The following is a 21,088-nucleotide window of genomic DNA, read 5'->3' as shown; positions in this document are numbered from 1 at the left end:
GACGGGGCTCCTCGTGGCGGAAGTGACAGGATTTGAACCTGCGAGGCGAGTTACCCCGCCTACATGGATTCCAGCCATGCTCCTTAGGCCGCTCGGACACACTTCCAAGGGACGATCTTACACGGCGGCGACCCCGTCCCCCGCCGCGGGCTCTCTCAGCGGACGTCGGCGCCCTCGTCGAGCAGCGACCGCGGCACGCGGTGCAGCGTGACCGCCCCCACCGCGTCGAACGGGTGCAGGGGGTCCGGATCGACCGCGCCGGTGGGACCGCCGAGCTCCGAGTGCGCGAGCGCACTCATCACGGTGTAGGCGTCCATGGCATCCCATCCGCGGTCGACGAAGGCGTCGAAGGCGTCCTCGTAGCCGCGTCGCACGCTCTCTTGCACGGTGGCACCAAGGCCGACGAAGATCCACTCCCCGGCCGTGGCGATGCGCGGGGCGCGCAGCCCCATGCCCGGGACCACCTCCACCGACACGACGACCGTGCCCTCGGCCTCGATCGCGACGAACGACGACTCGCCGCGCGCCATGATCGCGTGCACGTCGCCGATCGCGAGGAGCGCCCCCTCGACCTCGACGGGCAGGTACACCGTCGCGCCGGGGGCGATGTCGGTGACGTCCATGTTGCCGCCGATCGCGTGGGCGGGCATGACCGTGCTCGCGACCCCCGATGCCGGCGCCGTGCCGATGCAGCCCACCATGGGTCGGGGCGCGACGGTCACGGCATCCGTCAGGTGCACTCCGGCGGCGTCGATCGGGATGCGACGCGTCACGACGCGGTCGGGCATGCGGTCGCGCAGGGCCCCGACACCGGGCAGGCTCATCGCCCACCCGGTGTCGGTCAGCCGGATCTCGTGGATCGTCACCGCGAGGGCGTCTCCGGGACGGGCACCCTCGACGTACACGGGGCCGGTCACCGGATTCAGCGGTGCCTCGAGCCTCGCGAGGTCGCCGTGCTCATGCAGCTCGCGGTAAACGGCGTCGTCGGTCTGGAACGCGAGGCGCTCCCCCGTGCCGGGCCGCACGCGCAGCACGGGTGGCACCGACGCATCGTGACCGGGGCGTCCGTGCTCCTTGCCCAGGAAGTGGTCCGTCACCGCGAGGCCACCTCGCCGCCGCCCTCACCGGCCGTCGCCGTCGCGTGCTCGGGCAGCGGCCCGGTCGCGCCACCGCTCTTGCGAGCGAAGATGAGGTAGACGACGCCACCGACGACGAGCCACAGGATGCCGCCGACCTTCGCGGTGATGTCGGCGTTCAGCAGCACGTAGCCGATGATGAGGAATCCGATGACCGGCACGACGAGGTGCAGCAGGTAGTTCTTCGACTTCTTCTTGCCGAGGTAGTAGACCGCGACCGAGACGTGCAGCAGGAGGAAGCCGAGCAGCGCCCCAAAGTTCACCAGCGACGAGATCACGGCGATCTGGCCGACGAAGAACAGCACGAGCACGAGCGAGATCGCGCTGACCGAGAGGATTGCAGCCAACGGCACCTGGCGCGAGTTGACCTTCGACAGGAAGGCGGGGAGGCGCCGGTCGCGGCTCATCGAGTACAGCAGGCGCGAGGTCGCGGCCTGGGCCGCGACGGCGTTGGCGATGCCGACCGCGACGACGTTGACGGCGAGGAACGCGGTGGCCCAGCCCGAACCCGCTGCCTGAGCGACGAGCAGGAAGAAGGCGTTGTTGACGTCGTCGTCGGAGAATGCGATCGTGCCGGCGGCCAGGGCGCTGGCGAACCACGTCTGGGCGATGAAGAGCACCGCCACCACGAGCAGCGCGATGATCATCGCGCGACCGCCCGACTTGCGGTCACCGGTGGACTCCTCGGCCATCGTCGAGATGCCGTCGAAGCCGAGGAAGCTCAGCACCGCGATCGAGAGGGCGGTGGCGATGAGGGCGGGGTTGACCTTCTCGGCATCCCACACCGGGGCGATCGAGAACTCGGCCCCGGGAATCGCTCCTGAGGAGAGGGCGACCATGGCGATCACGACGAAGATGACGACGAAGAGGAGCTGGATGCCGAGCATGACGCGGTTCGCGAGCTTGATCGAGCCGATGCCGAGCACGTTGATGACGGTGTTGATGATGACGAACGCCACCGCCCAGATCCACTGGGGCACGTCGGGGAAGATCCCGGCCATCGACGACGCCGCGAACACGTAGAGGAGCGTGGGGACGAGCAGGTAGTCCAGCAGGATCGCCCACCCGGCGAAGAACCCGACGGTGGGGTGGATGCCGCGACCCACGTAGGAGAAGACGGAGCCCGCGATCGGGAACGCCTTCGACATCTGCGCGTAGGCGAGCGCGGTGAAGATCATGGCCACGACGCCCGTGATGTACACGAGCGGGACCATGCCGCTGGCGGCGTTGTACACGACGCCGAAGATGGCCCACGGGGCGATCGGCACCATGAAGACCAGGCCGTAGACGACGAGGTCGAGGGTGGACATGGAGCGCTTGAGCTCCTGCTTGTAGCCGAAGGACTCCAGCGATTGCTGGGCTCCGGGGGCGGTGTCGGACATGGAACTCCTGTTCGGGTGCGGTGGAGCGTAACGGGGCGGGTCGGGTCAGGGAAGAGGAGCGAGGAAGTCGGCGATCACCCGGCGGAACTCGTCGGGCTGCTCGAGGTGCGTGCAGTGGCTCGCGCCGGCGAACACGTGCGAGCGCGCGCCGGGGATGTGCTCGACGAAGGGCGCCCACGTCTCGGGCGTGGCCTCGTCGAACTCGCCGGCGACCACGAGCGTGGGCACGGCGACCTGCGGCAGGCGGTCGATGATCGTCCAGTCGCGGCCGGTGCCGACGACGTGGAACTCGTTGGGCCCGTTCATCGTGAAGTACACCGTCGGGTCGGCGAGCATCTGCTGCTCGCTGTCGACGAAGTCCTGCGGCATGGGGGTGACGCGGCAGACGTGGCGCTCGTAGAAGACGCGGGTGGCATCCACGTACTCGGGGTCGTCGAGGGTGCCGTCGGCCTCATGACGGTCGAGGGCCTCGCGGGCTTCGACGGGCAGCTCGGCGCGCAGCCGAGCCGCGCCGGCGAGCCACAGTTCCATGGATGCCGGGGAGTTGCAGATCTCGAGACTCTTCAGCCCCGTCGGCTGTCGGACGGCGATCTCGGCGCCGAGCATGCCTCCCCACGACTGTCCGAGCACGTGGTACTCGTCGAAGCCGAGAGCCTCGCGCAGGTTGTGGAATTCGTCGACGAAGAGCTGGGGAACCCACTGCGAGGCCGGGGCGTCGGGGTGGTGCGAGCTCTTCCCGCACCCGATCTGGTCGTAGTGCACGACGGTTCGGCCGGTGAGCTCGGCGAGAGCGTCGAGGTTCGCGACGTAGTTGTGCGCCATTCCGGGTCCGCCGTGCAGGACGAACAGCGGAGCTTTGCCGGTCGGCTCGGCGGGTTCGGTGAGGCGGGCCCAGGTGAAGCCGTCGTGGAAGGGAACGGTGATCTCGCGGTGCATGGAGTCATCGTGGACCCCTTAATGGTTCGTTGGCAAACCTTTTCTGCGGAATTAACATGGAGGAAACGACGGGAGCCCATGGCCGAGACCGACGACGCCTCCCTGGTGGACCGCGTCACCCAGCGCCTCATCACCGCGGTCGCGGTGGGCGAGTTCCTGCCCGGCACCCGTCTTCCGGCCGAGCGCGACCTCTCCCCCCTCCTGGGAGTGGGGCGCACCACCGTCCGCGCCGCACTCGACGACCTGGCGACGCGCGGACTGATCGAGAAGCGCCGCGGCCGCGCGGGCGGCACCTTCGTCGCCGAGGAGTGGCCGGCCTCGATCGTCGTCGGCGTCGACCGCTGGTTCGAGCAGCGCTGGAGCGACCTCGTCGACGCGTGCACCGCGAGCTCGATGCTGCACTCCTCGCTCGCCCGCCTCGCCGCCGAAAGACGGACGGATGCCGACATCGCGGTCATGCAAGACCGTCTGGCCGCCTTCCACGCGGCGGATTCCGGCAATCCCAAGCAGCGCGCCGACAGCCTCCTGCACCTGTCGATCATCGACGCGGCGCACAACACGGCCCTGCGCGACATCCTCCTCGAGCACGAGAGACACCTCTCGCTGTCGGCTCCCGCGCACCCGTGGGGCGACCGCGAGAGTCACCGTCGCATGGAGAGCCGCGCCGCGCGCGAACACGATGCGATCGTGGCGGCGATCGTGACGGCGGCCCCCGACGAGGCCGCCGAGCTCGCGCGCCGGCACGTGCAGATCGACCTCGAGCTCTTCACCGAGGCGCGGGAGTTCGCGCGCCGCCGCGCGGCCGCGGCCGCGGGCTCGGACTGAGGCGCGCAAGCGGTAGCCGCGACGGGAGGATGTTCCGCACGCGGAGGACCGCCACGGCTTCCGGCATCCTCCCTCGGCTAGATCTCCTCCCGGGGACCGTCACAGCCGGGCGCGCCGACGACGCGGGGCGTGACTCGGCGTCCGGGACGGGAGGAGATTCTGGGACGGGAGGACGATCTGGCCCCGCGGAATACTCCCTCCGCCGAATCTCCTCCCAGGAACCGTCGCGGCCCGACGCGCCGACGACGCGGGGCGTAGCTCGGCGTCTGAGACGGGAGGAGACTCGGCGACGGGAGGACGATCCGGGCCGGCGGCATCCTCCCTTCGCCGAATCTCCTCCCGAGAGCTCGGCCTCAGCCTTGCAGGCGCGCCTCCAGGCCCGCCCGGACGCCCGGCCACTCCTCCCGGAGGATCGAGAAGTAGAGCGTGTCGCCGATCGAGCCGTCGCCGGCGATGCGGTGGTGACGCAGCCGTCCCTCGAAGGTCGCGCCGAGGCGCTCGATCGCCCGCGCGCTGCGCTCGTTGCGCGCGTCGCAGCGCAGTGCCACGCGGTTGAGCGCCCACTCCTCGAACGCGTGCGCGAGCAACAGCAGCTTCGTCGCGGGATTCGTTCGCCCGCCCTGGAACGCGCGGCCGTACCAGGTCGTCCCGATCTCGACCCGGCCCTGCGCGGGCGCGAGGTCGTAGAACGTGGTGGATCCACGGACGCCGGAGGTCTCGGCATCCCGAACCGTGAAAGCGAACATTCCCGGCGCCTCGCGCTGACGCTCGACGTGCGCGGCATAGGCGTCGACCGTCGCGGGCCAGGGCGTCGTCATGCCCGCCCAGAGGGAGGCGTCGGTCAGGGCCCAAGCCTCTGCGGCGTCATCGGGACGAGCGGGGGTGAGACGGATGCCGTGCCCCTCGAGCACGAGGTCGTGAGCGGTCATCGCGCCTCCAACTGCGCGACGAACTCGTCGGCTGCGGCGAGCTTGCGGCGCAGGTCGTCACGGCGGAGGATCGCCTCGTCGCGGATGTCGGCGAAGCGAGCTTGCAGCGCCGGGTCGCCGGGTGCGGCGTCGAGGCCGTCGACCACCGCGAGCAGCTCGCCCATCTGCTCGAGCGAGTACCCGAGCGGCTTCATGCGTCGGATCAACAGCAAGCGCGCCTCGTCATCGGCGGTGTACAGACGGAACCCGCCCTCGCTGCGCGCGGAGGGGCGGAGCAGACCGATCTCGTCGTAGTGGCGGAGCGTGCGGATCGACATGCCCGTCCGCTCCGCGAGCTCGCCGATCTGCATCGTGCGCTCGTCGGTCATGACCTCCCCGATCCCGCAACCCTCTCGTTACGGTAGAGTCTTCCTGGGTCGCGATCGCGACCCCCCTATTCTTCCCCGCGCGACGCGGATCCCCTCCGGAGCACCTCCATGACGAACGTCCTCGCACGCCCGCGCCCCGAGCCCACGGTGCTGCAGGCCCTGCGCTCGCCCCGCCTGCTCACCCGCGAAGTGCTCGCCGGCCTCGTCGTGGCGATCGCGCTGATCCCCGAGGCGATCGCCTTCTCGATCATCGCCGGGGTCGACCCGCGACTGGGGCTGTTCTCGTCGTTCGTCATGGCCGTCGCGATCGCGTTCCTCGGCGGACGCCCGGCCATGATCAGCGCGGCGACCGGCGCCGTCGCCCTCGTCATCGCGCCGGTGGCCCGTGAGCACGGGGTGGACTACCTGCTCGCGACGGTGATCCTCGGCGGCATCCTGCAGGTCGTCCTGGGTCTGTTCGGCGTCGCCAAGCTCATGCGCTTCATCCCGCGCAGCGTCATGGTCGGGTTCGTCAACGCGCTGGCGATCCTCATCTTTACCGCGCAGGTGCCGCAGCTCATCGGGGTGCCCTGGGCTGTGTACCCGATCGCGGCGGCGGGCCTGCTGATCATGTACCTGTTGCCGCGCCTGACGAAGGCCGTGCCCGCCCCGCTCGTGGCCATCGTGCTGCTGACGGGCGCCGTCGTGGTGCTCGGCATCTCGGTGCCCACCGTCGGCGATCAGGGGGCACTCCCCGAGAGCCTGCCGGCGCTGCTGATCCCGAACGTGCCGTTCACCCTCGAGACGCTCGGCATCGTCTTCCCCTTCGCGCTCGCCATGGCGATCGTCGGGCTGCTCGAGTCGCTCATGACCGCGGCCCTCGTCGATGACATCACCGACACGCCGTCGTCGAAGACCCGCGAGTCGCTCGGCCAGGGCGCCGCGAACGTGCTGTCGGGGCTGTTCGGCGGGATGGGCGGTTGCGCGATGATCGGCCAGACGATGATCAACGTGAAGGCGTCGGGCGCGCGAACGCGCATCTCGACCTTTCTCGCCGGAGTTTTCCTGCTCGTGCTCGTGCTCGTGTTCGGCGACGTCGTCGCGATCATCCCCATGGCCGTGCTCGTGGCCGTCATGATCGTCGTGTCGATCGCCACCTTCGACTGGCACAGCATCCGCCCCTCGACCCTGCGCCGGATGCCGCTCAGCGAGACCATCGTGATGGTGCTCACGGTCGCGATCACCGTGTGGACGCACAACCTCGCGATCGGCGTGGGGGTCGGGGTGATCGCCGCGGCGGTGCTGTTCGCCCGGCGCGTGGCTTCGCTGACGACCGTCACCCGCTCGGTCGAGGGCGACACGGCGCGGTACACCGTCGAGGGCGAGCTCTTCTTCGCGTCGAGCAACGACCTCACGACGAAGTTCGCGTACCACCGCGACCCGGCGCGCGTCGTGATCGACCTGTCGCGTTCGCACGTGTGGGACGCATCGACCGTCGCGGCCCTGGATGCCGTGCAGACGAAGTACGCGCACCTCGGGACGACCGTCGAGCTCCAGGGGATGAACGCCGCCGCGGCGCGGTTCCACGAGCGCCTCAGCGGGGGCCTCGGCGCGGGGCACTGACGCTCGCCGGCTGCGCTTGCGTGGCGAGCGGAGGACCAGGGACGGCGGGAGGAAGCTCGGACGAGAATCCTCCTCCGCCGGTCACATCTCCTCCCCTCGCCACCGGGCGGGCGACGCCGGCGACCGCGCCATCGTGGCGAGCGGAGGATCAGGGACGGCGGGAGGACGCCCGGGCCGGAATCCTCCTCCGCCGGTCACAGCCCCTCCCTCCACCACCACGCGTCTCGCGCGCGACGACCTCAGGAACGCAGCGTGGTCGACGGCGTCTCGCCGAACTCCCCGCGGTACATCGCGGCGAAGCGACCGAGGTTCGAGAAGCCCCAGCGCGCCGCGATCGCCGCGACCGTGTCGACGGACGGGTCGGCGCTGCGCAGATCGGCGCGAGCCGCGTCCAGGCGCACGCGCCGCAGGTACTGCATGGGGGTGCGCCCGGTGGAGGCCCGGAAGGCGTATTGCAGGCCGCGGGGCGACAGCCGGGCCGCCGCAGCGATGTCGGCCAGAACGACCGACTCCGCCGCGTGGGCTTCGATGTACGCCTTGGCGCGGCGGACGGGGGCCGGCAGCGGACGGGCAGGGCGGCCCGCGGCGAGCGCATCGGTGAAGGTCGTGGGGAAGGTGAGCAGCGACGCCTCGAGCATGAGCGTCCGCGCCTGCTGCTGGATCAGCGGGGTTCGCTCCGGGGAGCGCAGCAGGACATCTCTCGCGTACTCCCACGTGCGCGTCCAGTACCGCAGGCGCTGCTCGCTGACCGGGGCGTACCCGGTCGCACGGACCCGCAGTCCTTCATCACCCGAAAGCCGACGCGCGCCGTCCTCGAAATCGGACCGCGAGAACGAGACAGCGGTCCCGGCGATGCGACCGGTGAAGGCCACCTCGAGTGGGCGATCGACGACCATGAAGGGGACCGCCGTGTCGATGCGTTCACGGCGATACGTTCCCGCCACGCGCGACCCCGCGATCCGCCCCATGACGACCTGATCGAGAGGGTCGGACTCGACGAGCATGGTCGATCCGATCGTGTAATCGCAGAAGGCGAAACCCGTATCCGAGACGGCGTGCCAGTTCAACGCGGGCTGAATGGCGTCGGCGCGCGAGATACGAGCCCCCGGAACGACCGTCTGCCACATCTCCTCGACGACGGCGGCATCCCTGGTCTCGATGTTCGTATGCTCCACGGGGCTTTCCTAAATCGTCCGGAAACGTGCGGCAACACCGTTGCTTTCTCACGCGAAATGTGCGTGGGATCGCTCTCAGGACATCGGGGGGATATCGACGAGAAAGGATGCCGGGGGAATCCCTTCACCGTACCGTTCCCGGTCAGTGGCGAGAAACGAGCGGGGGCGGCCGCTGGGCAGCGCTCGCGCACCGATCGTGGTCTCTCGGCCCGCGACCGAGACGGCGGGTCGCATAATTGGTGAGGCTCGCGTTCCGGCGGCCATCGATCGACGGGATGCCAAATGACCTTTCGCACCATGGCGACTCTGCAATCGTGGGTCGATGACTTCCATGCCCTGGGGTACCACGACGCCGACATTCTGCGGGTCATTCCCCAGGATCTGGACGACGATCTGGATCGAGGGCTGATCGCGGCGCAGCTGCGCAGCGTTTCGACGACGTTCTTCGTGGCTCCCGGCGCTGCTGCCGGATCGACGGACTGGGCCGTGACATTCGAGCCGCGCGAGAACGCCGCTCCGCTGCCCGCGGGGAAGGTGCTCGCCCTCTCGGGAGAGCTCGCGATGCTCTCGGCGCTCTGCTCGTTCCTGCAGGCGCGCTCCGAAGCATTCCTCGCGGGGCAGTAAGGGTCGTCAGCCCGCTCGCGAGGCCTCGGCGACGACGCGTTCGAGAATGTGAGCGACGCGTGCGCCCTCATCCGGGTCGAGTGCCGCGATCGCCCGCTCGATCGACCGGTCGAAAGCGCGCAACAGCGACCAGGGGTGCGCGTCGAGGTCGATGATCGCGGTGATGTGGTTCACCCGACGATCCTCGGTGTCGAGGTCGCGACGCACCGCACCGCGCTGCACCAATCGATCGATCAGCGTCGTCACGCCGGCGGACGTGATGCCGAGGTGGTCGCGCACGTCCGAGGGTCGAGCGCCCGGGTTGTCCACGATGAAGAGCAGCGCGCGAGCGTCGAGTTCGTTCAACGACAGCTCGCGCCGCGCCTCGGCGACCGCCGTGCGACGCGCCTCGCCGTAGGCGAGGAGGGCGCGGCCCATCGATGAATCCGGGGCGGAGCCGGATGGCGAATTGGGTGACGACGACACGACCGTACATCGTACTCATTCCGGCTCTGTGCGCGTGAGCGGACGCCGACGGGTGAACGGACGAGCACTGGGCCGGATCGCGCATTGCACGCGCAACGGCGGGGCGCAAGGCCATCGGAAGCGCCCGTCGATCGCACCTATACCGAGAGTCCCATCAGGACAACGGAAGGAGCGAACATGTCGCAGTTCACCGCGTCAGACGGCGAGGAGCGAGACGCCCCCGGAAAAATGGATGCCGCTACGCACGAGGCGTCCGAAGTCACCACCACCGCACGAGAGGCCGCGCAGAGCGTCGCCGAGACGAGTGCGCGCGAGGCGGCAGCGGTCGCCGGCGTCGCCAAGGATCGCGTCGCCGACCTCGTGTCGCAGTCGCGTCGAGAGCTCGCCGACCAGGCAGCCGGCCAGCAGCAGCGTCTCGCCGTCGGCCTCGGCACGATGGGCGACGACCTCTCGCGGATGGCGGATGCCGACGAGAACGGCGGTTTCGCGGGCGAACTCGTGCGGCGCGCGGCGTCTCACGTGTCGACGGTCGGAACCTGGCTCGGCGACCGCGATCCCCAGCAGCTCCTCCACGATGTGACGGGTTTCGCCCGGCGTCGGCCCGGCACGTTCATCGCGGCGGCCGCGATCGCGGGAATCGTCGTCGGCCGCCTCAGCCGGGCCCTGGCCGCCGGCGCATCGACCGGAGACGCATCGAGCACCGCGAGCGCGTCGGACACGGCGGACGGCCCACGATTCGCCGAGGCGGATGCCGCCGCGCGGGCAGCCGAGGCTCCTCTCCCCTCGACCGAGGGGGATGCCGTCGTCGACGACACCGGCCTCGTCGCGGGAGTCGACGGTGGCGATCCGCCGCTGTACACCGAATCCGCCGCCCGCCTCGGTGGCACAGACGCCCGGGGTGACGGATGAGCGACGCAACCCCCTCGGAGCGCCGGGCCGCGACCACCTCGCTCGGCGACCTGGTCGGCGAGGTCACGCGCGACATGTCCACCCTCATGCGCCAGGAGCTCGCGCTCGCGAAAGCGGAGGTGAAGGACTCGGCCTCGAAGTCGGCGAAAGGTGCCGGGCTGCTCGGCGGGGCGGGCTACGCGGCCGGGATGGTCGTGCTGTTCCTTTCCATCGCCCTCTGGGCGGCCCTCGCCCTCGTCGTCGGGTCGGCGTGGTCCGCGGTCGTCGTGGCCGTGCTCTGGGCGATCATCGCGGGGATCCTCTTCGCGATCGGCCGCGCACAACTGAAGAAGGTGCAGGGCGTGCCGCAGACGGCGGCGACCCTGCAGGAGATCCCGGAAGCATTCACCAGGAACGAGGAGAACCGATGACCGATTCACCGGAAGCCATCCGCGCAGAGATCGAGCGCACGCGAGCCGAGCTTGGCTCGGACGTCGACGCTCTCGCCGACAAGGTCACCCCGTCGAAGATCGTCGACCGCCAGAAGAGCAAGGTGCGCCACGCCGTCGGCGGCCTGCGCGACCGCCTCATGGGTGCTGCAGACGACACAGGCTCGGCTGCGAGCGATCTCGCCCACGGAGCCGCGGATGCCGCGCACAACGCGACCGAGAAAGTGAAGGGTGCCCCGCTCGCGGTCGGCCTGGTGGCCTTCGGCGTCGGCCTCGTCGTCGCCTCGCTCATCCCCCCGTCGCGCGCCGAGCGCGACGCCGCCGCGAAAGCGAAGGACAAGGCCGAACCGCTCGTCGAGCAGGCGAAGAGCGTCGCCCACGACATCGCGGAGGATCTCAAAGAACCGGCCGCGGATGCCGCCGCCGCGGTGAAAGACCGCGCGACTGAGGCGGTGCAGCACGTCAAAGACGACTCGTCGGAGGCGGTGTCGACCGTCCGCGATCGCGCGCAGGACGCCGGAGACGCCGTCCGCGAGGCGTGACGGAGCGGCTGCGCCGAGAACACCGTGGGGCGGGGCACCGGGCTCGCCCCGCCCCACGGCTGCCCTGCAACGAGGCGCCGGGTCCCTCTCGGAATCCGGCGCCTCGTGACGTGTCCGGTCGTTCACACGATGGTCTTCGCGGCGTAACCCGCCACCCGGGGTCGAGCCTTCAGCATGAGACAACCGCGTCAGACGACGCGGCGCCCCTCCCCCGGAAGGCGATCCGATGTCTCGACCCGTGCGCGTGCTGTCGCTCTACGAAGGATTCTTCGCGGGAGGCGCGCGGATCCTGCACTCCGACGTCGTCGCCAGCCTGGCGGCATCCGGCGATCAAGAGCATCATGTCCTGTCGCTGACCTCAGCGGCCCGTCGCGACGCGTCCCTGCAGGACGCCCGGGATGACACGCGCTACCGCCGTCTGCGCGAAGCGGGGGTCGGGATCACCGCGTTCGAGCGCGTCGCCGGCGATCGACCGATCACACCCGACGCCTTCAGCGCTGCCGAGCTCGACCACGCCGCCGCGCTCTTCGACGAGGCCGACATCGTGCTGTCTCTGAAGGAGCAGCCCCTGAGCCTGGTCCTCGCGCTCGACAAGGCAGGCCTGCTCCCCGTTCGTCCGACGGCCGCGTGCCTGCACCGCTCCGACCCCACCCACTCCGGACCGGCTCTGGGATGGCTGACGGATGCCGCCGCCGCGGGCATCGTGTCGGCGACGATCTCGTGCGCGGCCTCCACGTCCGACGCGTACGCCCGCGCCGGTGTCGCCGCCGGCGACGCCTGGATCATCGACAACGGCATCGACACGCGACGGTTCCGGCCGGGGACGCGGTTCGAGCGTCGGCGGATCCGCGAGGGTCTCGGCATCCCGGAGTCGGCACACGTCGTCCTGCTGGCGGCGCGGTTCGACGCGATGAAGGATCCGGGCCTGTTCCTCGCGGCGGTGGCGCGGCACGCGCGGCGCTTCCCCGACACGCACTACGTCATGTGCGGATCGGGGATGACTCGCGACAACGTCGGATTCACCTCTCTCGTCGCCGAGAGCGGCATCCCGGACGGAGCGCACCTCCACGCCCTCGGACTCCGCGAGGACATGCCGCAGCTGTACCGGATCGCCGACGTGGTGGCGCTCACCAGTGCCTTCGGCGAGGCCTCACCGCTCTGCCTGGCCGAGGGGGCGGCATCCGGGGCCATCCCCGTGACCACCGACGTCGGCGACGCCGCCCGCGTCGTCGAGGGCTTCGGCCTCGTCACTCCGCGCGACGCGGACGCGATCGCCGGCACCTGGGCGCACGCTCTCGCCCACCGCGGCGCGCTCCGCGCAGCCGCGATCCGCGCGCGGGGTCGTCTCGACCGACGCCGGATGGTCGACGAGTATCGCGAGGCGATCTCGGGCCTGCTGCTCCGGGACGCGCTCGCCGCGTAACTGAGTCGGGTCGCGCGAGGTGCCGTCCCGGCGCTGAGTGTCCCAAACACCCGGACGATTTTTGCGGGCGTCCGGGTGTTTCGGACACTCGAGCAGCACGCGGAGCGCCCGTGCTGCTCAGGCGGGCATCCACGCGGCGATCGCGATCACCACGATCACGAGGAGCGCGACCGCGGCCTGCACGCACAGGAGGACGGCGAACAGGTACCCCTGGTACGAGCCCTTGCGTCCCGTGAAGCCGTTGACCAGCAGGGCCGCGAAGATCGCGACCTGGAACGCGATGCCGATCCACGCCCACGCCGCGACGATCGGGACCGAGAACGCGAACAGCACGATCGCGATCAGGGCGAGGAGCCCGGATGCCACGAGCCAGACCTTGCGGTTCGGGTTCTGCACGGCTTCCTGGTTCAACACCCGGTTCGGGTCGTGGCGGGGGCCGGTCATGGCGGCGTCCTTTCCGTAGGGAGGGGCCACCGTAGGCCTGTCGAGCGGAACGAGCTGAGCGGGTTGACAGGCTCCGGACACGACTGCCACCGGTCCCTTCGACGAGCTCAGGGACCTCCGCCGCGAGGGACGTGCGACCGGACCGCGCCGCGGTTGCCACCGGTCCCTTCGACGAGCTCAGGGACCTCCGCCGCGAGGGACGTGCGGCCGCAGCGCGCCGCGGTTGCCGCCGGTCCCTTCGACAGGCTCAGGGACCTCCACGCGGCAGGGACCTCGCCGCGACGGCGACCCGGCCGGAACGCGAGGTGGCTGAGCCCGTCGATGCCACCGTGCCCTCCGACGGGCGCCGCACCATAGACGGCGGGCGACACCCGCGCCATCCCCGCAGCCGACCCGGGAAAGCGTGTCTACAGTGAGGCATGACCGCGCGCATCCTCTCGATCGGCACGGCCCTGCCCGAAACGCGCGTCGACCAGGCCACGCTCCGCGACCTCTTCGCGGCCCAGCCCGGGTTCGACCGGAAAGCGCAGCGGCTGGTCGGCGCGGCCTTCGACGCGGCGGCGATCGACACGCGGCACGTCGTCCTCCCCCAGCTCGCCGGCGAGGGCGGCGGAGCCCTCGGTGTCCGCGACGGCGACACCCTGCTGATGCCCCCGACCGGCGCCCGCAATGACGAGTACCGCCGCACCGCGCCGACGCTCTTCGCCGAGGCCTCGCGCACCGCGATCGCCGGGTCGGGGCGGACGCCGGATGCCATCACCCACGTCGTGACCGTCTCGTGCACCGGCATGTTCGCGCCCGGCCCCGACTACCGGCTCGTCCGCGACCTGGGTCTCGCCACCACGGTCGAGCGGTACCACCTCGGATTCATCGGGTGCGCCGCGGCGATCCCCGCGCTGCGCCTGGCCGCGCGCATCGTCGCCGCCGACGCCGACGCCGTCGTGCTGGTGGCGTGCGCCGAGCTGTGCTCTCTGCACTGGCAGACCTCGTCGCACCCCGATCAGATCGTCGCCGCCTCGGTGTTCGCCGACGGTGCCGCTGCGGCGGTCGTGGCATCCGCGGATCCCGGGCACGAGGGCTTCGACCTCGACGGCTTCGCCACCCACCTCACGGGCGAAGGCGAACGCGACATGGCGTGGACCGTCGGCGACTCGGGCTTCGCGATGACGCTGACGCCCGAGGTCCCGCGCATCATCGGCCGAGAGATCGTCGGCATCGCCGCCGACGTGATCGGCGACCTCGACGGGATCGACGCGTGGGCCGTTCATCCCGGGGGCCGCAGCATCCTCGACCGCGTCGAGACCGCCCTGGATCTGGATGCCGGCGCCCTCGCGCCCTCGCGAGAGGTCCTGCGCGCGCACGGCAACATGTCGAGCGCGACCCTGCTGTTCATCCTGCGCGACCTCCTCGCCGAGCCCTCGCGCGACGACGGCGACCGCGTGGCCGCGCTGGCCTTCGGCCCGGGGCTGACCGTGGAGGCGGCGCGTCTGACGCTGCGCCGTTCGTGACCCGCGCACGGGGAGCGTGGCGAGGGCTCGCCGAGCGTGACACCGCCCTCACCGAGCTGATGGACGACCCCGACTGCGACCCCCGCGCCCTCGCCGCGACGTACCGCCGGTTCGACCTCGTGAACCGGCTCGTCTCGGCGTGGGGCCACGTGTACCGCTCGCGCGTGCGCCCCGAGCTGCGCGCGCTCGGCCGCCCCGCCCGCGTTCTCGATCTCGGATGCGGCGGCGGTGACGTGGTGGTGCGCCTCGCGACCCTCGCCGCGCGCGACGGCCTCGACGTCGAGTGGGTGGGGGCCGACCCCGATCCCCGGGCGCTCGAGGCGGCACGCGAGAGAGAACGGCCCGGGGTCCGCTTCGTCGCACAGGGGTCACGCGAGCTGATCGCCGCCGGCGAGCGCTTCGACGTCGTGCTCTCGAACCACGTCCTGCACCACCTCGACGCCGGGGCGCTGCAGCGGTTCGCCGACGACTCGCTCACACTGTCGCGCGGACCCGTGCTGCACGGCGACATCGCCCGCGGCCGGCTCGCCTACGCGCTGTACGCCGTCGGCATCACGCCGCTGTCGGCGGGAACCTTCCTGCGGGTCGACGGACTCCGCTCCATCCGCCGCAGTCACCGGGCGCCCGAGCTGGCCGAAGCCCTCGGCTCTCCGTGGCACGTCGAGACTCCCGCGCCCTTCCGGGTGCTCGCCGTCGCGAGAGGGCGCGCGGATGCCTGAGGTCCTCGTCGTCGGGGCGGGCCCGGTCGGTCTCGCCCTCGCCGCCGACCTGCGCGCGCGGGCGGTCGAGGTCGACGTCGTCGAGAAGCGGACGGCGATCGGCGGGGGGACGCGGGCCATCGGCATCCACTCCCCCGCCCTCGCGCACCTCGAGGCCTCGGGCGCGACGGACGAGCTGCTCGGCCGCGCGGTGCGCATCGAACGCGGGGAGGCCCGCGCCGACGGGCGGCTGCTGGCCGAGATCCGCTTCGACCGGCTGCGCGCGCGACACCCGTACGTCGCCGCGCTCCCCCAGGCCGACACGGTCGACGTCCTCACCCGGCTCGCTCCGCCGGTCCGGCGCGGGGTCACCGTCATGGCGCTCGCCGACGACGGCGCGTCCGTGCGGGTGCGCGCCAGCGGGCCGCGCGGCGACGAGGAGATCCGGGCCCGGTTCGTCGTCGTGGCATCCGGGTGGGCGGGGAGAGACCTCGTCTACCGACCCGGTGCCGTGCGCACGCACCGATACCCCGACCGGTACGCGATGGCCGACGTCGTCGCTCCCGGCGGTCCCGTCGCGCGCGTCCACCTCGAACGCGCGGGCGTGCTCGAGTCATTCCCGCTCCCCGACGGTCACCGTCGTCTCGTGGCCTGGGCGGGCACGGACGAGATCCCGGATGCCACGGCCTTCCTCCGCCGCGCCGTCGCCGACCGGGCCGGGCTCGACGTCGACATCCCCGCGGCGACGACCTTCCGCGTCCGCCGCGCCGTGGCTCCCGCGCTCCGGCGCGGCCGCGTGATCGTCGTCGGCGACGCGGCGCACGAGGTCAGCCCGATCGGCGGTCAGGGCATGAACCTCGGACTGCTCGACGCGCTGACCCTCGCCCCTCTGCTCTCGCGCTGGCTCCGGACGGACGCGCCGGACGGGCTCCCCCGATGGGAGCGCGATCGTCTCGCGTCGGCGAGGCACGCGGCCCGCCTGGCCGCGCTCAACACGTTCCTCGGGCGGGCGCTCGGCCCGTCCGCACACGCGGCCAAGACGGCGGCGCTGCGCACGGTCCTCCGCGGGCCGGGCGGCGCCGCCTTCACGCGCGCGTACGCGATGCAGGGGGATCGGGCCGCCCGCAGCTGAGCCGTACCTTGGCGCGGGCGCGATGCCGGCCGCGACACGGCGCCCGGGCCGCGGGTCAGTCGAGGTGGAAGATCTCGGGGAGCTCGTGCCACCACTCGCCCTCGCGCCGGTCGGGCACGGGGCTCTGCAGGGGTTCTTGCACCGACCACCAGCGTTGCGTCTCGGGGTCCGCCGCGATCGCCGCCATGTCGGCCTCGTAGTCGTCGCCGACGTACTCGTAGTACGCGAACAGCAGCTCGCCGTAGCGATAGATCGAGTAGTTGCGGATGTTGCTGCGCGTGAGCCGCTCGAGCACACCGGGCCAGACGGCGGCGTGATACCGCTCGTACTCTTCGCGGTTCTCGGGCGAGACACCGATGACGGACGCGAACCTTCTCATTCGTTCTCCTTCGAAGCGGCACGGTCACCGGCACGGGGGTGACCGGGCGAAGCCGGTCGACCAGCTGCGGCGGCATCAGGTTCGTCCCGACGATACATCATATGAATGACGACCTCGTCCACCGGAGGAGGAGTTCCAGATCAGTCGGCGATGCCCAGCCGGAGCGCGTCGAGACGGTAGAACTCTGCCGCCGTGCGCCCCAGGACTCGCTCGCGGGCGTCGGCGTCGAGCTCGTCGAAGAGGGGGCGCAAACCGTTCCACACCCGCGTGTACCCGCCGGAGAGGACCGAGATCGGCCAGTCCCCGCCGTACATCAGGCGGTGCGGCCCGAACATCTCGAGAGCCCGGTCGACGAACGGGCGGATCTGGTCGGTCGTCCACGCCGAGCTGTCGCCCGTCGCCGAGTACAGTCCACTCACCTTGGCGTACACGTTCGCGTTCTCCGCGGCGGCACTCATCAGACGACCCCACTCCGCCCCGTCGCTCACGCCGATCGGCGGCTTCGCGAGGTGGTCGATCACCATCCGCAGGCGGGGATGGCGAGCGGCGACCAGTGGGACGATCTCGACGTGGCGCGGGAGCACGGCGACCACGTCGAAGGACAGACCGCGCTCTTCCAGCAGCCCCAGGGAGGCGTCGACGTCCGGCCGCAGGAGCCAGTCGGGGTCGGGCTGGTTGTGGATGAGGGTGCGGACGCCGACCATGAGCGGGTCGCCGTCCCACGACGCGAGCGTGCGAGCCGTCGCCTCCGGATCCTCGAGCGGGGCGTACCCGACGATGCCGGCCACCTCGGGGTGGGCCGCAGCCGACTCGCGCATCAGCTGCGTGTCCTCCGGATTGTCGGCCGACTGCACCTGCACGGTGAAGTCGATACCGGCCGCGCGCAGCTCTGGGGCGACGTCGGCGAACGTCATGACCCCGTCGATCGGGGCGGCGTCCGGCGTGAGCCAGTCGTACTCGGCGCGGGACGGGTCCCACACGTGCTGATGGGCGTCGATCACGGGAAAGGTCATGCGTGCCTCCTCGGGCGGGTTCGGACAATCATCATCGGAGGTTTTCGCCACCGACGGGGGTGTTTCGAGCGGAATCGGCCGAATTCCTCCGATGAATCCTTGCAGTCCGTAGACTGACCGCCATGACCGACGACTTCGTCTCCGCACCGCGTTCCCAGACGGACGTCGTCATCGACGGCATCAAGACGATGCTGACGCGAGGGGAGCTCGGTCCCGGGTCGCGCCTGCCGATCGAGAAAGATCTGGCGGCGCAACTCGGCGTCTCGCGCGGCTCGCTGCGCGAGGGCGTCCGGGCGCTCGCGACGCTCGGGGTCCTCGAGACGCGACAGGGCGACGGCACGTACGTGACGGCGCTCGACCCCCGCACCCTGCTGAGCCCGCTCGGCTTCCTCGCCGACCTCCAGCAGCCCGCCCACGCCGCCGACCTGCTGGCGGTGCGACGAATGCTCGAGGCCGAGACCGTCTCGCTCGCCGCCACGCGTCTCACCGACGAGGAGCTGCAGCAGCTCGACCGGACGCTCGGGGTCGTCGACACGATCCTCGAGAACGAGCCCGACATGGACCTCGAGGGCTTCATCGACGCCGACACCGAGTTCCACCGCATCATCGCCCGAGCGAGCGGCAATCCCGCGCTGGCCGCCATCATCGACACGCTCGTGGGGCGCACGTTCCGCGCGCGACTCTGGCGCGCCATCACGCACCGCGGGTCGGTGCGCGAGACGCAGGCCGAGCACCGGGCGATCCTCGACGAACTCGTCCGTCGGGATCCCGCCCGGGCTCGCATCCGCATGCAGGTGCACCTCCTGGGCGTCGAGGAGTTCAGCGCCGCACACGCGGACGAAGACCCCGAAGCCCAATAGCCGTCACCGGCTCGCCCAGTACGTTCCCTCAGGGAAGGTGTACTCGGCCAGAGACGCGTCGTACATCTCGGCGCTGTAACCGGGCAGCGAGGGGAGCACGTACGCGCCGTTCTCGACGATGCACGGGTCGACGAAGTGCTCGTGCAGGTGGTCGACGAACTCGGTGACGCGGTTCTCGAGCGTCCCGGACACGCACACGAAGTCAAAGATCGACAGGTGCTGCACGAGCTCGCACAGACCGACGCCGCCGGCGTGCGGGCACACCGGCACTCCGAACTTCGCCGCCATCAGGTAGACCGCGATGATCTCGTTGACGCTCGCGAGGCGGGCGGAGTCGAGCTGGCAGAAGTCGATCGCCTCGGCCTGGAACATCTGCTTGAACAGCACCCGGTTCATCCCGTGCTCGCCGGTCGCGACCCCGATCGGGGCGACGGCCTTGCGCACCGCGGCGTGCCCGAGAACGTCGTCGGGGCTCGTGGGCTCTTCGATCCACAGCGGCTTGAACTCGGCGAGGTGGCTCATCCACTCGATCGCCTCGGGGACGTCCCAGACCTGGTTCGCGTCGATCATCAGGTTGGCATCCCACCCGATCACCTCTCGCGCGATGCGCAGACGCCGGATGTCGTCGTCGAGGCTCGCCCCGACCTTGAGCTTGACGTGGCGGTACCCCTCGTCGACGGCCTCCTGCAGCAGACGCCGCAACTTGTCGTCGCTGTACCCGAGCCAGCCGGCACTCGTGGTGTAGCAGGGGTAGCCGCCGCGGCCCTCGAGCTCGGCGATGCGCGCGGCGCGCGTGGGAGCGAGCTCGGTCAGGATGCCGATGGCCTCCTCGCGCGTGAGGGCGTCCGACAGGTAGCGCATGTCGGCGACGTCGACGAGCTGCTCCGGGGTCATGTCGGCCAGCAGGCGCCAGAGGGGCTTCTGGGCGACCCGTGCGGCGAGATCCCACATGGCGTTCATGACCGCGGCCATGCCGAGGTGGACAACGCCCTTCTCGGGACCGAGCCAACGCAACTGCGAGTCGGAGGCGAGTTCGCGGTAGACGCCCCCGAGGTCGGCGACGGCATCTTCGACCGAGCGTCCGACGAGGGGCAGTCCGCGCTGACGCGCCGCCTCCACGCACAGGTCGTTGCCGCGCCCGATGGTGAAGGTGAAGCCGTACCCCTTCAGGTCGGGGTCGTCGGTGTGCACCACCACGTAGGCGGCGGAGTAGTCGCCGTCCTTGTTCATGGCATCCGACCCGTCCATGCTGAGCGAGGTCGGAAAGCGCACGTCGTGCGCGGTGACGGCGGTGATCGTGGTCATGCGTCTTCCTGGGAGATGAGGCCGGCCTCGGCGAGGTCGAGCCAGAGGTCGTCGGGGATGGGGGTGGCGGCGCGATCGAGGTTCTGCGTCACTTGGCGGCGTCCTCGCGCGCCGAGCACGACGGATACGACCGCGGGATGCCGCAGGGCGAAGGCCACCGCGACGTCGGGCAGGGTCACCCCGTGGCGCTCGCTGACGTCGGCGATCGCGTTCGCCCGCGCGATGAGCTCCGGGGGCGCGGGCTGGTAGTCGTAGGTCGCGTCCGCCGGCGGACGCGGGGCGCTGAGGAGGCCGGAGTTGAAGACCCCGGCGGCGACGACGCCGACTCCGCGCTCCTGGGCGAGCGGCAGAAGCTCTGCGGCAGCGGAGTCGTCGAGGAGCGTGTACCGCCCCGCACACATCACGACGTCGATGTCGGCGCGCCGGATGAGCTCGGCGAGCGGGTCGGCCGCGTTCATCCCGGCACCGACGGCCGAGACGACCCCCTGCTCGCGCAGCTCGATGAGCGCGCCGATGCCCTCGGTGGACGCCTGCGCGAAGTGATCGTCGGGATCGTGCAGGTAGAGGATGTCGAACCGGTCGAGTCCCGTACGCCGCAGGGAGTCCTCGACCGAGCGCAGGATGCCGTCGCGACTGAAGTCCCACCTGCGGACGACGTCGCGCGGCACGTCGAAGCCCTCGTCATCGCGCAGATCCGCGGTGTCGGGGCTCGACTCGAGCACGCGCCCGACCTTGGTGGAGATCACGAACTCGTCGCGAGGCCGGTTCGCGAGACGCGCCCCCAGGCGACGCTCCGACAGGCCGAGTCCGTAGTGGGGGGCCGTGTCGAAGTACCGGATACCGCCGACCCACGCCGCGTCGACGGACTCGTCCGCCTCGGCCTCGGTGGTCTCGCGGTAGAGGTTGCCCAGTTGGGCGGCACCCAGACCGATCTCGGTGAGCGGTGTTCCGTGCCGCAGTGCACGCGTTCGCATGGAGCCTCCTTCGTCTCGCTGAGCGTACACG

General features: G+C 71.0%; 23 protein-coding genes and 1 tRNA gene. 11 read left to right on the top strand and 13 right to left on the bottom strand.

Annotated elements, in window-relative coordinates; genetic code table 11:
- Window positions 1-14 precede the first annotated feature (14 nt).
- The 4 genes from AB0O24_RS12465 to AB0O24_RS12450 form a co-directional block, all read right to left on the bottom strand.
- Window positions 15-106, bottom strand: a tRNA-Ser gene (locus AB0O24_RS12465).
- Window positions 107-155: 49 nt separating this feature from the next.
- A complete protein-coding gene (locus AB0O24_RS12460) occupies window positions 156-1,097 on the bottom strand; it encodes an acetamidase/formamidase family protein (RefSeq protein WP_275801064.1) in 942 nt (313 codons plus the stop codon).
- Window positions 1,094-2,518: an APC family permease gene (locus AB0O24_RS12455; RefSeq protein WP_363375274.1), complete on the bottom strand. Its 1,425-nt coding sequence runs from the start codon at window positions 2,516-2,518 to the stop codon at window positions 1,094-1,096. Before AB0O24_RS12455 ends, AB0O24_RS12460 begins: the two co-directional genes overlap by 4 nt.
- A gap of 45 nt (window positions 2,519-2,563) precedes the next feature.
- On the bottom strand, window positions 2,564-3,454 hold the full coding sequence (locus AB0O24_RS12450; protein WP_275801059.1) for a proline iminopeptidase-family hydrolase: 891 nt from the start codon (window positions 3,452-3,454) through the stop codon (window positions 2,564-2,566).
- Between the two features lie 78 nt (window positions 3,455-3,532).
- Between AB0O24_RS12450 and AB0O24_RS12445 the strand changes: the two genes are divergently transcribed.
- Window positions 3,533-4,279, top strand: a complete 747-nt coding sequence (locus tag AB0O24_RS12445; RefSeq protein ID WP_363375271.1) for a GntR family transcriptional regulator — start codon at window positions 3,533-3,535, stop codon at window positions 4,277-4,279.
- A gap of 353 nt (window positions 4,280-4,632) precedes the next feature.
- Here the strand turns inward: AB0O24_RS12445 and AB0O24_RS12440 are convergent, their stop codons facing one another.
- Both AB0O24_RS12440 and AB0O24_RS12435 read right to left on the bottom strand, forming a co-directional pair.
- Complete coding sequence (locus AB0O24_RS12440; RefSeq protein WP_275801057.1) at window positions 4,633-5,208, bottom strand: GNAT family protein; 576 nt, start codon at window positions 5,206-5,208, stop codon at window positions 4,633-4,635.
- Window positions 5,205-5,576 carry a MerR family transcriptional regulator gene (locus AB0O24_RS12435; RefSeq protein WP_363375269.1) on the bottom strand — a complete coding sequence of 124 codons (372 nt, stop codon included), beginning with the start codon at window positions 5,574-5,576 and terminating at the stop codon, window positions 5,205-5,207. The genes AB0O24_RS12440 and AB0O24_RS12435 overlap by 4 nt, the downstream gene beginning before the upstream one ends.
- 108 nt (window positions 5,577-5,684) lie before the next feature.
- Here AB0O24_RS12435 and AB0O24_RS12430 point away from each other — a divergent pair, with 108 nt between their 5' ends.
- On the top strand, window positions 5,685-7,178 hold the full coding sequence (locus AB0O24_RS12430; RefSeq protein ID WP_363375266.1) for a SulP family inorganic anion transporter: 1,494 nt from the start codon (window positions 5,685-5,687) through the stop codon (window positions 7,176-7,178).
- A 239-nt stretch (window positions 7,179-7,417) separates the two neighbouring features.
- On the opposite strand, the gene AB0O24_RS12425 is transcribed toward AB0O24_RS12430, so the two are convergent.
- Window positions 7,418-8,353: an AraC family transcriptional regulator gene (locus AB0O24_RS12425; protein WP_275801054.1), complete on the bottom strand. Its 936-nt coding sequence runs from the start codon at window positions 8,351-8,353 to the stop codon at window positions 7,418-7,420.
- Window positions 8,354-8,635: 282 nt separating this feature from the next.
- Between AB0O24_RS12425 and AB0O24_RS12420 the strand changes: the two genes are divergently transcribed.
- Complete coding sequence (locus tag AB0O24_RS12420; protein WP_275801053.1) at window positions 8,636-8,977, top strand: hypothetical protein; 342 nt, start codon at window positions 8,636-8,638, stop codon at window positions 8,975-8,977.
- A gap of 6 nt (window positions 8,978-8,983) precedes the next feature.
- Here the strand turns inward: AB0O24_RS12420 and AB0O24_RS12415 are convergent, their stop codons facing one another.
- Window positions 8,984-9,394 carry a MarR family transcriptional regulator gene (locus tag AB0O24_RS12415; RefSeq protein ID WP_363375262.1) on the bottom strand — a complete coding sequence of 137 codons (411 nt, stop codon included), beginning with the start codon at window positions 9,392-9,394 and terminating at the stop codon, window positions 8,984-8,986.
- Between the two features lie 225 nt (window positions 9,395-9,619).
- Between AB0O24_RS12415 and AB0O24_RS12410 the strand changes: the two genes are divergently transcribed.
- From AB0O24_RS12410 to AB0O24_RS12395, 4 genes are all read left to right on the top strand, one after another.
- Entirely contained in the window at window positions 9,620-10,351 is a 732-nt protein-coding gene (locus AB0O24_RS12410) for a hypothetical protein (RefSeq protein ID WP_363375259.1), read from the top strand.
- On the top strand, window positions 10,348-10,761 hold the full coding sequence (locus AB0O24_RS12405) for a phage holin family protein (RefSeq protein WP_307385420.1): 414 nt from the start codon (window positions 10,348-10,350) through the stop codon (window positions 10,759-10,761). Before AB0O24_RS12410 ends, AB0O24_RS12405 begins: the two co-directional genes overlap by 4 nt.
- Window positions 10,758-11,321, top strand: coding sequence for a DUF3618 domain-containing protein (locus AB0O24_RS12400; protein ID WP_363375256.1), 564 nt, complete (start codon window positions 10,758-10,760; stop codon window positions 11,319-11,321). Before AB0O24_RS12405 ends, AB0O24_RS12400 begins: the two co-directional genes overlap by 4 nt.
- A 226-nt stretch (window positions 11,322-11,547) precedes the next feature.
- Window positions 11,548-12,744 (top strand): glycosyltransferase, encoded by a 1,197-nt coding sequence (locus tag AB0O24_RS12395; protein WP_363375253.1) that lies wholly within the window; start codon window positions 11,548-11,550, stop codon window positions 12,742-12,744.
- 117 nt (window positions 12,745-12,861) lie between these two features.
- Here the strand turns inward: AB0O24_RS12395 and AB0O24_RS12390 are convergent, their stop codons facing one another.
- The gene (locus AB0O24_RS12390) at window positions 12,862-13,188 is read right to left on the bottom strand and encodes a hypothetical protein (RefSeq protein WP_363375250.1); all 327 of its coding nucleotides are present in this window, start codon (window positions 13,186-13,188) and stop codon (window positions 12,862-12,864) included.
- A 419-nt stretch (window positions 13,189-13,607) separates the two neighbouring features.
- On the opposite strand from AB0O24_RS12390, the gene AB0O24_RS12385 reads away from it, so the two are divergent.
- From AB0O24_RS12385 to AB0O24_RS12375, 3 genes are read left to right on the top strand one after another with little or no spacing between them, the layout of a single operon-like run.
- Window positions 13,608-14,696: a type III polyketide synthase gene (locus tag AB0O24_RS12385; protein WP_275800591.1), complete on the top strand. Its 1,089-nt coding sequence runs from the start codon at window positions 13,608-13,610 to the stop codon at window positions 14,694-14,696.
- On the top strand, window positions 14,693-15,415 hold the full coding sequence (locus tag AB0O24_RS12380; protein WP_275800589.1) for a methyltransferase domain-containing protein: 723 nt from the start codon (window positions 14,693-14,695) through the stop codon (window positions 15,413-15,415). Before AB0O24_RS12385 ends, AB0O24_RS12380 begins: the two co-directional genes overlap by 4 nt.
- Window positions 15,408-16,526, top strand: coding sequence for an NAD(P)/FAD-dependent oxidoreductase (locus AB0O24_RS12375; protein ID WP_363375247.1), 1,119 nt, complete (start codon window positions 15,408-15,410; stop codon window positions 16,524-16,526). The genes AB0O24_RS12380 and AB0O24_RS12375 overlap by 8 nt, the downstream gene beginning before the upstream one ends.
- A gap of 55 nt (window positions 16,527-16,581) precedes the next feature.
- Here AB0O24_RS12375 and AB0O24_RS12370 read toward each other — a convergent pair whose 3' ends face one another.
- Both AB0O24_RS12370 and AB0O24_RS12365 read right to left on the bottom strand, forming a co-directional pair.
- The gene (locus AB0O24_RS12370) at window positions 16,582-16,905 is read right to left on the bottom strand and encodes an L-rhamnose mutarotase (RefSeq protein WP_275800586.1); all 324 of its coding nucleotides are present in this window, start codon (window positions 16,903-16,905) and stop codon (window positions 16,582-16,584) included.
- Between the two features lie 140 nt (window positions 16,906-17,045).
- Window positions 17,046-17,918: an amidohydrolase family protein gene (locus tag AB0O24_RS12365; protein ID WP_275800584.1), complete on the bottom strand. Its 873-nt coding sequence runs from the start codon at window positions 17,916-17,918 to the stop codon at window positions 17,046-17,048.
- A 122-nt stretch (window positions 17,919-18,040) separates the two neighbouring features.
- Between AB0O24_RS12365 and AB0O24_RS12360 the strand changes: the two genes are divergently transcribed.
- Window positions 18,041-18,778: a FadR/GntR family transcriptional regulator gene (locus AB0O24_RS12360; protein ID WP_058597079.1), complete on the top strand. Its 738-nt coding sequence runs from the start codon at window positions 18,041-18,043 to the stop codon at window positions 18,776-18,778.
- Between the two features lie 3 nt (window positions 18,779-18,781).
- Here AB0O24_RS12360 and AB0O24_RS12355 read toward each other — a convergent pair whose 3' ends face one another.
- A complete protein-coding gene (locus tag AB0O24_RS12355) occupies window positions 18,782-20,083 on the bottom strand; it encodes an L-fuconate dehydratase (RefSeq protein WP_275800582.1) in 1,302 nt (433 codons plus the stop codon).
- On the bottom strand, window positions 20,080-21,057 hold the full coding sequence (locus tag AB0O24_RS12350) for an aldo/keto reductase (protein WP_363375243.1): 978 nt from the start codon (window positions 21,055-21,057) through the stop codon (window positions 20,080-20,082). The genes AB0O24_RS12355 and AB0O24_RS12350 overlap by 4 nt, the downstream gene beginning before the upstream one ends.
- Window positions 21,058-21,088: the final 31 nt, after the last annotated feature.

Source organism: Microbacterium sp. NPDC086615 (genome assembly GCF_040686055.1).
Classification (GTDB): Bacteria; Actinomycetota; Actinomycetes; order Actinomycetales; family Microbacteriaceae; genus Microbacterium.
The sequence above is the reverse complement of the archived record's forward strand: the minus strand, read 5'-3'. Positions and strand labels throughout refer to the sequence as shown.

Coding starts and splice junctions, on each gene's coding strand:
- AB0O24_RS12455 (WP_363375274.1), bottom strand. CDS start 2,518: ATGTCCGACACCGCCCCCGGAGCCCAGCAATCGCTGGAGTCCTTCGGC.
- AB0O24_RS12450 (WP_275801059.1), bottom strand. CDS start 3,454: ATGCACCGCGAGATCACCGTTCCCTTCCACGACGGCTTCACCTGGGCC.
- AB0O24_RS12445 (WP_363375271.1), top strand. CDS start 3,533: ATGGCCGAGACCGACGACGCCTCCCTGGTGGACCGCGTCACCCAGCGC.
- AB0O24_RS12440 (WP_275801057.1), bottom strand. CDS start 5,208: ATGACCGCTCACGACCTCGTGCTCGAGGGGCACGGCATCCGTCTCACC.
- AB0O24_RS12435 (WP_363375269.1), bottom strand. CDS start 5,576: ATGACCGACGAGCGCACGATGCAGATCGGCGAGCTCGCGGAGCGGACG.
- AB0O24_RS12430 (WP_363375266.1), top strand. CDS start 5,685: ATGACGAACGTCCTCGCACGCCCGCGCCCCGAGCCCACGGTGCTGCAG.
- AB0O24_RS12420 (WP_275801053.1), top strand. CDS start 8,636: ATGACCTTTCGCACCATGGCGACTCTGCAATCGTGGGTCGATGACTTC.
- AB0O24_RS12415 (WP_363375262.1), bottom strand. CDS start 9,394: ATGGGCCGCGCCCTCCTCGCCTACGGCGAGGCGCGTCGCACGGCGGTC.
- AB0O24_RS12410 (WP_363375259.1), top strand. CDS start 9,620: ATGTCGCAGTTCACCGCGTCAGACGGCGAGGAGCGAGACGCCCCCGGA.
- AB0O24_RS12405 (WP_307385420.1), top strand. CDS start 10,348: ATGAGCGACGCAACCCCCTCGGAGCGCCGGGCCGCGACCACCTCGCTC.
- AB0O24_RS12400 (WP_363375256.1), top strand. CDS start 10,758: ATGACCGATTCACCGGAAGCCATCCGCGCAGAGATCGAGCGCACGCGA.
- AB0O24_RS12395 (WP_363375253.1), top strand. CDS start 11,548: ATGTCTCGACCCGTGCGCGTGCTGTCGCTCTACGAAGGATTCTTCGCG.
- AB0O24_RS12390 (WP_363375250.1), bottom strand. CDS start 13,188: ATGACCGGCCCCCGCCACGACCCGAACCGGGTGTTGAACCAGGAAGCC.
- AB0O24_RS12385 (WP_275800591.1), top strand. CDS start 13,608: ATGACCGCGCGCATCCTCTCGATCGGCACGGCCCTGCCCGAAACGCGC.
- AB0O24_RS12375 (WP_363375247.1), top strand. CDS start 15,408: ATGCCTGAGGTCCTCGTCGTCGGGGCGGGCCCGGTCGGTCTCGCCCTC.
- AB0O24_RS12370 (WP_275800586.1), bottom strand. CDS start 16,905: ATGAGAAGGTTCGCGTCCGTCATCGGTGTCTCGCCCGAGAACCGCGAA.
- AB0O24_RS12365 (WP_275800584.1), bottom strand. CDS start 17,918: ATGACCTTTCCCGTGATCGACGCCCATCAGCACGTGTGGGACCCGTCC.
- AB0O24_RS12360 (WP_058597079.1), top strand. CDS start 18,041: ATGACCGACGACTTCGTCTCCGCACCGCGTTCCCAGACGGACGTCGTC.
- AB0O24_RS12355 (WP_275800582.1), bottom strand. CDS start 20,083: ATGACCACGATCACCGCCGTCACCGCGCACGACGTGCGCTTTCCGACC.
- AB0O24_RS12350 (WP_363375243.1), bottom strand. CDS start 21,057: ATGCGAACGCGTGCACTGCGGCACGGAACACCGCTCACCGAGATCGGT.